This window comes from Novosphingobium sp. FG90 (assembly GCF_057808725.1).
Window position 1 is genome coordinate 1 of the sequence record NZ_JBMDIO010000001.1, and the last position, 12,302, is coordinate 12,302.

Sequence of the window (12,302 nt, forward strand, 5' to 3'; positions counted from 1 at the left end):
TCATCCCAGCGAAGGCTGGGACCGCTGGCCTGTTACGGCCAACTATCGTCAGGGCGCCCTGCCGAGGGTTGGGTTTTACGCGGCCAGCGGTCCCAGCCTTCGCTGGGATGACGGGTTTTGTGGGATGACGGGGGTAAAGGGATCACGCACGCACATCCTCCCCGGCACGGGGAGGGGGACCACCCACAGGGTGGTGGAGGGGCACCCTCGTGCAGGGCGCTTCCTCTCGACCTTACATAAACCGCCTGTGCCCCTCCACCATGCTGCGCATGGTCCCCCTCCCCCAAGGGGGAGGATTTACTCCCGACCCTTCGCCCAGCTTTCGTACCGTTTCAGCGCCTGACCCGGCCCGCCGCCGAACCAGCTGTAGCCATTGCGCCGTTCCAGGCTGATCTCGTTCACATCGTCATGGACCGACTTGTCGCGGTCGCCGAATACGGGTCGCCCCGTGGCCATGTCGTAGAACCGCGCCCAGATCGGCCCGGCGCCTGCCTTGTCGAACAGGTGCTTGCCCGCGATGCCATCGTCGGCCAGTCCCCACGCCTTGTCCCGCACCGCGACCGAGCGCAGCCACGCGGCCCCGCCATGCACAGCCGCGACGACCTGCGGCGAGGGCGAAGGTTGCTCCATCAGCAGAACCAGCAACCGCGCGCTCTCGTTGCTGGACAGCGTGGCAGGCTCGAAGTTGCGCGCGCCGACCGGGGCCAGGGTCAGCGCATCGTGCTGCTGCGACCAGCCGGTCAGCCTGCCGTCCACCCGCACTTGCGTGGCCAGGATCACCCCGATGCCGCGATCGTATGCTGCCCTGGCCTTTCCAGCCTCCGCCGTCGTCACGAACGCGAAGTCGCCCTTGCGCCCCGCTACGTCCTCCAGCAGCGCGAGCACTTGCGCCATGGCGTCGTCGTTGTAGGTCACCGCGTCGTGATAGCCGCCCTGCAGCGGATAGACCTGCGGCCAGCCCCCGTTCGGGAACTGCGCTTCGAGCAGATAAGCCAGCCCCTTGCGGAACGAAGCGCGCGCCGCGTCTCCCTCGCGCCCCTGCGCATGCGCCTGAACGCGGGCGAGGAAGCGCATCTCGTCGAGCGTGGCGTTGTTGTCGATCGTGCCGACGTAGCGCCATTCCTCGCTGGCGCTGACGATGTCCTCGCGCGCGTTGGCGGGCAGGTTCTCGTGCGGGACCCAGCTCTGGCCGGGCAGCCGCGCCGGGCCGGAGCGGTCCATGTTCTTGCCCCAGCCGCCCGCCGGGGTCTGGAAGCTGACCACGGTGGCGGCGATGCGCCGCGCCTCCGCCCCGGCGTACCACGCGGCAGGCTTGTCCATCGGCATCCCGCCGCCGCCCGAGGGGCCGGAGGGCGGGTTGCTCGCCGGATGGGTCTTGCGCTCGGCGGCCAGCGCCGCCTTGTCCGCCGCCATCAGCGCCTGCGAGCGGGCGAGGTAACGATCCCACGCCTGCTGCTGCGCTGCGGGCAGGGCGGCGATCCGCGCGGTGGTGACCGGCTCGGCCGGGGTCATGGTGCCGATCGTCGCGGCCTGCAGCGGCGCGGCCGCGAGTGCGGTTGCGAGGAGCAGGGCTTTCAGGTTGCGCATGGTTCTCTCTCCCTAGGACGTCGTTATTTTGGAAGCGGCACGGCCTTGCCGGTCATGCGGACTTTCGCCCAGCCGCCGGGCGCGCCGGTATCGGGCTGGCCGCCGCCGACCCAGATCTCGACCTCGCCCGGCATCACGCGGCGCATCCCCGCCGCATCGACGGTGCTGAGCGCGCGCGGATCGAGGATGAAGCGCACCTCGCGGCTTTCGCCGGGCCTCAGGTGGATACGGGTGAAGCCCTGCAGCGCATGGCGCGCGGGGCCGCCGGGATGGCGCAGGTAAAGCTGCACGACCTCGTCGCCGTCCCGCTTTCCGCTGTTGGTCACCGTCGCCGAGACTTCCAGCGCCTTGCCCGCAACGACCTGCTTCGCGGTCCTGGGCGCGGCGTAGGCGAAGCTGGTGTAGCTGCGGCCATGGCCGAAGGGGTAGAGAGGCTTGTCCGCGAAGTAGCGGTAGGTCCGCCCCTGCATCGCATAGTCGCCGAAGGCGGGAAGCTGCTCGGCGGAGGCGTAGAAGGTCACCGGCAGGCGGCCCGCCGGGCTGAAGTCGCCCGCGATCATGTCCGCCACCGCGCGCCCGCCAACCCCGCCGGGATACCACGCCTCGACGATGGCGGGCAGGTGCCCTTGCGCCCAGTTCACGCTCATCGCGCTGCCGTTCATGAGCACGAGGATCACCGGCTTGCCGGTCGCGTGAAGCGCTTCGAGCAGCCCCTCCTGCGGGGCGGGAAGGTCGAGGCTGGTACGGTCTCCGCCCGCGAAGCCCGGCGCGTTGACGCGCATTTCCTCGCCCTCCAGCTTCGAATTGAGGCCCGCCGCGAAGACGACGAGATCGGCCTTGCGCGCGGCCTCGACGGCGGCGCCTTCCTGTTCGCGCATGTCGGTCCAGAGCAGCGACTGGTCGCCGCGATCGCCCTCCTGCCGAGCTTCGATGACGATGCTATACGCCTTGCCTGCGGTGAGGGTGACGCCGTCGTTGTGGATCGATGGCGGGTCGCCGAGGTCCCAGGCATCGGCGATCTCGCGCCCGTCCACGGTGATGCGGTAGCCGTCGTCGAGGTTCATGCGGAAGTGATATTCGCTGGTCGCCTCGGGCACGATCCAGCCGCTCCAGCGCATCGCGGTGCTGCGCTGCGCGCGGGCAGGGCGGCCCCAGTCGAAGCGGATGTCGGCGTTCGTGCGGCGGGACAGGGGCTTGCCTTCGATCACCGTCCCGGCAAATTCCTCGACGGTGACGCCCTTGGCGCTGCACCGCGCATCGACGCAGAGCACCGCGCCGGGCACGGGCTTCAGCGGCGGGCCGACGTGGCCGGTGCCCTGCACGTAGTCGATCCGCGCCTCGGGGAAGCGCTGGCGCAGGCCCTCCAGCAGCGTGACGGGCTTCGACGGCGTGCCGTTGTAGTTACCCACCAGCGCATCGACGCTGTCCGCATTCGGCCCGATCACCGCGATCGAGCGCGGCGCCTTCGCCAGCGGCAGCAGCCCGTCGTTCTTGAGCAGCACCAGCGATTCCCGCGCGACCTTGCGGTTGAGGTCGGCGTTGGCGGCGGTATCGTTCTGCGCGGGCGTGATGGCGGAATAGGGCGTCGTCTCTCCCGGCAGGCCGAGGCGCAGGCGGTCGGTAAGGGTACGCTCCACCGCGCGGTCGAGCAGGTCCTCGGGCAGCAGGTTCCGGCGCACGGCATCGACGATGATCGCCGGGTCGGAGGACTTGTCGCGCCCGAACTCGACGCAGATGAGGTCGGTTCCCGCGCGCACCGCGCTCGCCGCCGCGTCCACTGGATCGCGGCTGTAGGCGTGGGCCTCGGGGTTGAAGAAATCGACCATCGCGGCGCAGTCGGTCACCACATGCCCGGCAAAGCCCCAGTCCCCGCGCAGCCGCTGCGCGATGAGCGGCGAGCCGCAGGCGGGCACGCCGTCGATGGCGTTGTAGGCGCACATGATCCCGGCGGGCTTCGCCTCGGTCACCGTAGCGCGGAAGGCGGGGAGGTAGGTGTCCTCCAGATCGTAGGGAGAGGGGTGGACGTCCTCGCGGTGGCGGTTGCCCTCGGGGCCGGAATGGACGGCGAAGTGCTTGGCGACGGCGGCGGTCTTGTAGAACGTGGGGTCATCGCCCTGCAGCCCGCGCACGAAGGATACGCCCATGCGGCCGGTGAGGTAGGGGTCCTCGCCGAAGGTCTCCTGTCCGCGCCCCCAGCGCGGATCGCGGAAGATGTTGATGTTGGGCGACCAGACGGTGAGCCCGCGATAGCGCTTCGAACTGCCGTCGGCGCCGAGCGTCTCGCGGTACTTGGCGCGAAATTCGGTGGCGATGGTGTCGGCGGCCTGCTCGATCAGCGGCGCATCGAATGTGGCGGCCATGGCGACGGCCTGCGGGAAGACGGTCGCCTCCCCGGCACGGGCGACGCCGTGCAGGCCCTCGCTCCACCAGTCGTAGGCCGGGATGCCGAGACGCGGGATCGCCGGAGCCTCCGACTTGAGCTGCGCGGCTTTCTCCTCCAGCGTCATCGCGCGCACCATGTCAGTGGCGCGGCTCTGGAGCATAGCGGGGCTGGGTGGTTCGGCAGTGCCTTGTGCGCTGGCGATGGTCGGCAGGACGATGGTCGCCGCACATAGCAGCAGCCCGATTCGGTGCGTCACGATGCTCTCCCTATTATTTCTGATAGCGCTATCAATCAGCCGCTCACATTGCAAGCGGCTTGCGGGCGCGTTAGCAGCGAGGGTTCAGGCAGGGAGTTGAGGCACGCATGGCAGACGATATCGACGGATCGCCCATGCGGCCGCGTACCTCCCGCCGGTCGCGCGCGGGCAATACCATCTCGGACGTGGCGCGCGAGGCAGGCGTCTCGTTGATGACGGTGTCGCGCGTGATGAACGGCAAGGCCAACGTGCGCGAGGAAACGCGCGAGCGGGTCGAGGCGGCGATCAAGGCGCTGAACTATTCGCCCAGCGCCGCCGCCCGGAACCTCGCGGCGGCCAGCGAGATCCGCATCGGCCTGCTCTACAGCAACCCGAGCGCCGGATACCTCAACGAATTCCTCGTCGGCAGCCTCGACCAGGCGAGCCGGGCGAACGTGCAACTGGTGGTCCAGCTGTGCGAGACGAAGGAGGAGCGCTCGGGGATCGTGCAGCGGCTCATCGACAGCGGAGTGGACGGCCTGATCCTGCCGCCGCCGCTGTGCGATGCCGACGACATCCACCGGCTGCTTCAGGACGCCGAGGTGCCCGGCGTCGCGGTGGCTTCGGGGCGGCCGCCGATCTTCCTGTCCTCTGTCAACATCGACGATCGCGGGGCGGCGGCGGCCATGACGCGGCATCTTGTCGAGCAGGGGCACAAGCGGATCGGGTTCGTCTGCGGAAACCCGGACCAGACGGCTTCGGCGCTGCGGCTTTACGGTTATCTCGATGCGCTGGGAGAGGCGGGGCTGGTTTCCGACCCGGCGCTGGTGGTCGAGGGCCTGTTCACCTACCGCTCCGGCCTTGACGCTGCCAAACAGCTGCTGGCTCTGGCCGAGCGGCCGACCGCGATCTTCGCCAGCAACGACGACATGGCGGCGGCGGTGGTCTCGGTGGCGCACCGCATGGGGCTGGACGTGCCGCGCGACCTTACCGTGGTCGGCTTCGACGATGCCCCGCAGGCGACGACGACCTGGCCGGAACTCACGACGATCCGCCAGCCCATCGCCGACATGTCACGCGCGGCGGTGTTGCAGCTGGTCGAGGATATCCGCACCCGCCGCGAAGGTCGCCGCTTCGCGCCCCGCCATGCGCAGATGACCTTCGAGCTGATCCACCGCGAGTCCGACGCCGCGCCTTCGACCTGATCGGGCAATTCTCGTTCATCATCATCGCGAGCGCGGGATCTCTATCCCGGCCGTCTTTTAGCGAAGGCTCTTGCACATCTGGCTTGATCAATGATAGCGCTATCTCAATTCGGGTGAACGTGCAGCAAGCCGGCGCCGCGAACGGGGGAAGGGATGGCATGGAACAGCATCAATCCGCACGCCTGACGGAAACGGGTCGATGACCGCGCTCGATCGTCGGGGCTTTATCGGCGTCGCGGGCGCTTCGGGTGCGGCGGCAATGCTGCCTTCGACGGCGCTGGCGGTAGAGCACGGCAACCGCATTTCGCTGCCTGACGAGGGCTGGCGGCTCTGGCTCGATCGCGAGGCGCGGTTCGAGGACGATCGCATCGTGCTGCCTTCGCAGGTCGATCTTCCCAGCCTGCCGGTCAATCCGCCGACGGGTGGGTGGGGCATCCTCGACAGCGCGCCGTCAGTCGCCGTTACCCTCCCGACCACGGTGGAGGAGCACGTCTGGGGCAAGTTGGGCGAGCGGCCCTATACCGACGACGAGTACCGCTACGCCAACGACGATCCCGTGCCGCAGAACGGCGCCTATCGCGGCGTTTCGTGGTGGACGAAGGACTTCGATGTGCCCGCCTCATTCGCGAAGCGGCGCACGCTGCTGCACATTCGCGGCGCGCGGCTGCGGGCGGAGGTGTTCCTCAACGAGAAGCTGGTCGGTTACTCGATCATGGCCGAACTGCCGATCGTCTGCGATCTGACCGAGGCGCTGCGGCCCGGCGCGCGCAACCGGCTGGCGATCCGCATCACCAACCCCGGCGGCCGCTATGACTGGCGCGATTCGACCACGATGACCTGGGGCGCGGTGAAGCTGTTCCGCTCGCACGGGTTCGGCGGGATCGACCGGGATGTGTATCTCACCAGCCACCCGCTCGATGCGCATGTGGCCGACGCCTGGGTGCTCAATACGCCCGATCCGCATGTGGTGACCGCGCATATGGAGGTTGCCTGCCGCGACGCCGCGCTGGCGGCAAGGGCCGGAAAGCTCGCCAAGGCTGTGCTGCTCGATGACAAAGGCGCGAGGCTTCCGGCGAAGGTGGCGCTGGAGGACGTGCGCGTCGAGGGGACCACCGCGCATGTCCGCTTCCGCGTCGAGGCACGGGACGCGCAGTTGTGGGATCTCGACGCCCCGGTGCTGCACACGCTGCGCCTCTCGTTCGGCAAGGATGCGCGCGATGTGCGCTTCGGCTTCCGCTGGTTCGCGCCGGAGGGGCTGGGCAGCGACGCGATGCTGCGGCTCAACGGGCGGCGCATCAAGCTCTACTCGGCGATCTCGTGGGGCTATTGGGGTTTCAACGGGCTCTGGCCGCGCCCTGACCTTGCGACAAAGGAAGTCGAGGCGGCCAAGGCGCTCGGCCTAAACTGCCTGCACTTCCACCGCAACGTCGGCAAGCGCGAGGTGCTCGACCGGCAGGACGAGATGGGCCTGCTGCGCGTGATGGAGCCCGGAGGCGGCCGCTTTGCCATCGCGGGTTATGGCAAGAACGGTGAACTCTCCGACGCCGATCGCTTCGCGCGCGACTATCAGGTGGAGAAGTGCGTGGCGATGGTCCGGGCGTTCCGCTCGCACCCCTCGCTGGTGCAGTACACGCTGCAGAACGAGCTGGGCGCGGACCTCGCGAACCCCGATGTGCAGGCGGTGCTGCTGGCGATGCACCGCGCCGATCCGAGCCGCACGGTGATCCTCAACGACGGCTTCGTCCAGCGCGGCGCCTCCCAGGCGATGTACGTGCCTTACAGCGACCGATACTACCGCTCGGACGAGGTCGAGTGGGGTGGCTGGTGGGACAACCATCAGGGCGCGGGCGATCAGTGGTACGACGCCTTCTACAAGAGCCCCGACGACTACATCCACCGCCAGACCGGCAAGCCCTTCATCGTCGAGTTCGGCGAGATGGAAGGCTGCGCGGTCGCCGACGATCACGCCGCCATGGTCGAGACGATCCGCAAGGGCGGCGGCCGCTCCTACGACCTTGCCGACCATGCGGTGATCCTCGCCAATACCGAGGCGTTCCTGGAGCGCTGGGGGTTCCGCAAGGCATTCCCCACCGCGCAGGACCTGTTCCTGTCGATCGGCGCCAAGAGCTACGACGCCTGGGCCAACTACATGGAGAACATCCGCATCGGCGACGAGGTGGACGTGGCGGCGATCAGCGGGTGGGAGACCACCGCGATCGAGAACCACTCCGGCATCGTCGACAACCTGCGCGGCTTTAAGGCCGACCCGGCGCTGGTGCGGGCCAGCCTGCTGCCGGTGCGCCCCGTCGCCAAGCAGCGCAAGCTGGCTTACGCGGCCGGGGAGAGCGCGGTGCTCGACCTGTTCCTGTTCAACGATACCGGCAAGGCGGTGAGCGGCGAACTGGCGCTGTCCCTGCGCGATCCGCAGGGCGCCGTCGTGGAACTGGGGCGCTATCCGGTAGTCGCCACGGTGCCGGACCGGTTCAGTCAGCTGGTCGCCCACGAAGTCACGACGCCTGCTTTGGTTCGAGAGGGGGAGTGGCAGGTGCGCCTGTCCTTCTCCGGCGCTCCGGGCGCGAGCTTCACGCGCAGTCTGTGGGTGGCGGGGCTGCCCGCTCAGGTGGCATCCGGGCGGCGCGTCGCCGTCTCCGGGATCGCGCGTAGTCTTCGGGCGCAACTGGAGGCTTTGCCCGGCCTCAGGCTGGAGGAATTCCGGCCGGGGCAGCGGTACGATCTGGTCATCGCCTCGGGTCTCAAGGCGGACGAGATCGCCCGTCGCCAGATCGGCGAGCAGACCGGCCTTGAAGCGCAGCCGAAAAAGGGCGAGAAGCCCAAGCTGGTGCTCGGCGAACTGTCGCCGCAAGTGTTGGCTGCCGTGCGCTCGGGCGTGCCGCTGCTGGCGCTGGTGCCGGAGGATGGCTTGTCCGAAGGCGTCGCGCGGCAACTCGCGGATCTCGGCCTGCTGGAGTTCAAGGGCACCGTGGGCGACATTCGCGCGCCGTGGATGGGCAACTGGAACTACCTGCGCGCGCACCCGTTGTTCGCCGGTATCCCGGCGGACCGGGCGGCGGGGATCTTCCATCAGGTCGACGGTCGGCTTTCCAACGGACTGCTGGTGGACGGGCCGGGCGTCGAGATCGTCGCCGGCTACAGCCGCGACCACGATCGCCACAACGGCGCGGCAACGCTGGTGGCCGCGAACAAGGGGATGCACGCGGTGGTCCACCGCATGCCGGACATGGTGGCGCCGCTGCAGCGCCGTTTCCTCGCCAATGCCATCGAATGGCTGGCAAGACAGGGGAGGACTTCGTGAACCATAAACTGATCTGCGCGGCGCTTGTCGCACCTGCCATGCTGAGCGCGCCTGCCATGGCCCGCACCGTCCACGTCGACCCGGCGAAGGCAGAGGCATTCCATACCGTCCAGTCCGCCATCGATTCGGTAGCGGCCGAGGGCGGCAAAGTGCTCATCGCGCCGGGAACCTACCGCGAGAAGCTGACCGTCAGCGCCGCGAACGTCACGTTGGCAGGCACCGGCAGGCGGCCGGACGACGTCGTCCTCGTCTACGGCGATTCCGCCATGACGGCAGGCGGCACCTTCAAGTCCGCGACCCTGAGCGTGACCGGTGCTTCGTTCACGCTACGCAACCTGACGGTGTCGAACGACTGGTGGCTCGATCCCGCGCACGCGCCCTCGCAGGCGGTGGCGGTATCGCTGACGGGCGACGCGGCGGTGGTGTCGAACGTGCGGATGCTCGGCCATCAGGACACGCTGTTCGTCAACGACGGGCAGGGCGGCAAGGAAACCCGCGCCTACTTCGAGAACTGCTACATCGCCGGCCACGTCGATTTCGTGTTCGGCAATGCCAAGGCCTTCTTCCGCAAGTGCCAGCTTCACGGCGAGGCGCACGAGTCCGTCATGTACACCGCACAAAGCCGCAACGCGCCGGGCGAGGACAGCGCCTTCGTGTTCGAGGACTGCCGCCTCACCGCCGATCCGGCGGCGCGCAACGTCTCGCTCGGGCGACCGTGGCGCGATTATGCCTCGGTCGTGTTCCTGCAGCCGGTGCTCGATACGCCGCTGGCGCCGGGCGCCTTCACCGAATGGACGCCGGGCAAGACCAGCAAGCTGCCGACCACCCGCTATGCTCTCTACGCGCCGAGCGGGCCGGGTACCTCGGGGTTGACGCTGGCGAAGGAAGCGACCTGGCTCGATGCCGAGGGGGCGAATGCGTGGCGGCTGGAGCGATTCTTCGGTAACGACACCGCCTGGATCGCACGCGGCCTGAAGCGCTGAAGGGACCTCAGGCCGCGCGGGATGCCGTGTCTGCGGGAGCGAAGGTCTCGATTGGAGCGGGCCGCGCGAAGAGGTAGCCCTGGCCCAGCTGGCAGCCCATCTCCGCCAGCTTAAGGCGCTGCTCTTCGGTCTCGACACCTTCGGCCACGACCTGCTTGCCGAGGCCCTGCCCGAGCCCGATGATGGCGCGGATGATCGCCTCGCTCTGCCCGTCGTCCTCGAACAGGCCGAGGGTGAAGGAGCGGTCGATCTTGAGCACGTCGAAAGGCAGGTGCTTGAGGTGGATCAGCGAGGCATAGCCGGTGCCGAAGTCGTCGAGCGCCACGGTGACGCCCGCTTCGTGGAGGAGGTCGAGCGCCTTTGCGGTTTCGTCGACGGCGCGACCAAGCACGAAGTCCTCGGTAACCTCGATGCACAGGCGTTCCGGAGCGACGCCGTAGTCACGCATCCGCGCCAGCAGGCGGGCGGCGGCATGGGGGCTGTCCAGCTGCGCGGCGATGAGATTGACCGACAGCCTGGGCATCCGCTCGGGGTGATCGCGCAGGGCGGCGAGGCCCATGTCGAGCACGTGCTGCTGGATCGCAAGGCCCAGCTTGCGCTCGTTCAGCATGTCGCCGAAGACCGCCGGGGTCATCAGTCCGTGCACCGGGTGCTGCCAGCGCAGCAGCGCCTCGTAGGAGCCTATCGCGCCGGTCGCCATGTCGACGATGGGCTGGTAGTGGAGCGAGAACTCGTCGCGCTCGATGCCCTGGCGGGCCTCCTGTCCGAACAGCTGCCGGCTGTCGAGTTGCTCGCGCAGGTGCGGTGCATAGTCGAGCAGGCGGCGGCGCCCTTCCTGCTTGGCCTGGTACAGCGCGAGGTCCGCATTCTTTACGAGCACGTCCGGTTCGAAGGCATCCTGCGGGAAACAGGCCAGGCCGATGCTGAGCGACAGCGCCCATGTCCGACCGCCATGCGTCAGCGTCGCGCCCTGCAGTTCGTCGAGCGCGCGGCGGATGCGCAGTTCGGCGGCGGGGTCCCAGGGCAGCAGGATCGCGAACTCGTCGCCGCCGATGCGCGAGACGTGCGAGCCCAGGCCGCCCGCCGCCGCAAGGCCTCGGCCGACCTTGCCGAGCAGCAGATCGCCGCCGTCATGACCGAGGCGATCGTTGATGTGCTTGAGGTGGTCGACGTCGACCAGCAGCAGCATGAACGGCGCGCGGCTGGCGCTTTCGCACATCGTGCGCAGCACGGACTGGAACGCGGCGCGGTTGCCGAGGCCGGTCAGGTAGTCGGTCTGGGCGGCGCGGCGGAACGTCTCGCTCTCGACTTGCGCGACCTTGCGGGCCTGTTCCGCGGCATCGCGCTCCTTGCCGAGCAGGCGGAAACGGTCGGCGATGGCGAGCGAAAGGGCGATCGATTCAAAGGCGAGCGTCGCGAAGGTCGCCATGTCGATCATGTCGTCCTGCACGGTCAGTCCGAAATTGCGACTGACGCGCAGCGCGAAGACCGAAAGCACCGGCGTCCAGCCCGCGAGGTAGAACCAGACGACGCGGCTGCGTGCCCGTAGCGCGATGACGCTCCCCGTCCCGACGCTGGCGACGCTGAGGACGAACACCACGTTGAGCCAGCGGTCGAGCACGACCGGCGTGGTGACGGGCACGAAGGCGGCCATCAGTCCCACCGCCACGTTGAGGCAGGCGCAGACCTTGCCCCATCGCACCAGCCAGCGGGGCAGCACGCCTTCCTCGATGACGGCAAGGAAGAACATGTTGCCGGCTGCGATCAGTCCGGCGACTAGGAGATAGTCGGTCGTCACGGCCACTGGACCAACGTATTCGGGGAAAGCGAAGGCCAGCACGTTCGTCCATGTCAGGCCATAGGCGAGGACCAGCATCGACCAGACGAGATACCAGCGCTGGAATACCAGGCGCTGCCCGGTGTAGATCAGCAGGTTGTAGGCGAAGGCCGAGAATATGGCGCCCGCGAAAATGCCCATCAGACCCAGCCACATGCCCTCGAGGTGCAGGAGATCGCGCGGGCTCGCCGCCGTCAGCTTGCGCATCAGGGAGAGGTCGTCGAGGTCGCGGTAGCCGATGTAGACGTCGCGAACCTGCGCACCGGGTCGGTCCATGGCGAAGCGCAACATGCCGCCCAGTGCCCAGTGGTCGCGGATGGTTCCGGGTGTGATCGTGGTGGTGCGCACGCGCCCTTCGGTGTCGACCACCAGGGTGGTCATGCGCGCGAACCGGGTCTGGTCGGTCATCAACAGCCAGCCGGAGGGCAGGCTGGCCAGGGCGCCGGGATCGCGCAGCTTCAGCCAGACCCAGCCTTTGCCATAGGAGGAATAAGCCGGAGTGCGGGCGCAGTCGAATTGGAGCCGCGCGACGGAAGACGCGGTGGCTGGATGGTCGGCCGGTGCGGTCGCATAGCAGACGTTCGAGCGCATCCGCACCATCTCCGCCCGCGCGGGAGAGGTCCAGAACAGCGCCGCCACAAGCAGCCAAACGAAAACGAGATGCGATCGAACCGCCATGCCCTAACCTTGATCAGGAGCATCGGTATAAACCGAAGGTCACTAGTAATGGTTAACGACTGGTGGCCCCTCGGTGCGGTT

The 12,302-nt window shown here is 68.4% G+C and carries 6 protein-coding genes; 3 read left to right on the forward strand and 3 right to left on the reverse strand.

The annotated features are described in order from the left end of the window. Window positions 1–297 precede the first annotated feature (297 nt). Together pelA and ACODRZ_RS00010 are read right to left on the reverse strand one after the other, a co-directional pair. Window positions 298–1,587, reverse strand: a complete 1,290-nt coding sequence (gene pelA, locus ACODRZ_RS00005) for a pectate lyase (protein WP_488968970.1) — start codon at window positions 1,585–1,587, stop codon at window positions 298–300. Window positions 1,588–1,610: 23 nt separating this feature from the next. Continuing rightward, on the reverse strand, window positions 1,611–4,226 hold the full coding sequence (locus tag ACODRZ_RS00010; protein ID WP_488968971.1) for a glycoside hydrolase family 3 C-terminal domain-containing protein: 2,616 nt from the start codon (window positions 4,224–4,226) through the stop codon (window positions 1,611–1,613). Window positions 4,227–4,333: 107 nt separating this feature from the next. Between ACODRZ_RS00010 and ACODRZ_RS00015 the strand changes: the two genes are divergently transcribed. From ACODRZ_RS00015 to ACODRZ_RS00025, 3 genes are all read left to right on the forward strand, one after another. Next, window positions 4,334–5,410, forward strand: a complete 1,077-nt coding sequence (locus ACODRZ_RS00015) for a LacI family DNA-binding transcriptional regulator (protein ID WP_488968972.1) — start codon at window positions 4,334–4,336, stop codon at window positions 5,408–5,410. Between the two features lie 199 nt (window positions 5,411–5,609). Beyond that, window positions 5,610–8,723 (forward strand): sugar-binding domain-containing protein, encoded by a 3,114-nt coding sequence (locus tag ACODRZ_RS00020; protein WP_488968973.1) that lies wholly within the window; start codon window positions 5,610–5,612, stop codon window positions 8,721–8,723. Next, window positions 8,720–9,706, forward strand: coding sequence for a pectinesterase family protein (locus ACODRZ_RS00025; protein ID WP_488968974.1), 987 nt, complete (start codon window positions 8,720–8,722; stop codon window positions 9,704–9,706). The genes ACODRZ_RS00020 and ACODRZ_RS00025 overlap by 4 nt, the downstream gene beginning before the upstream one ends. A gap of 7 nt (window positions 9,707–9,713) precedes the next feature. Here the strand turns inward: ACODRZ_RS00025 and ACODRZ_RS00030 are convergent, their stop codons facing one another. Next, window positions 9,714–12,221, reverse strand: a complete 2,508-nt coding sequence (locus ACODRZ_RS00030; RefSeq protein ID WP_488968975.1) for a putative bifunctional diguanylate cyclase/phosphodiesterase — start codon at window positions 12,219–12,221, stop codon at window positions 9,714–9,716. Window positions 12,222–12,302: the final 81 nt, after the last annotated feature.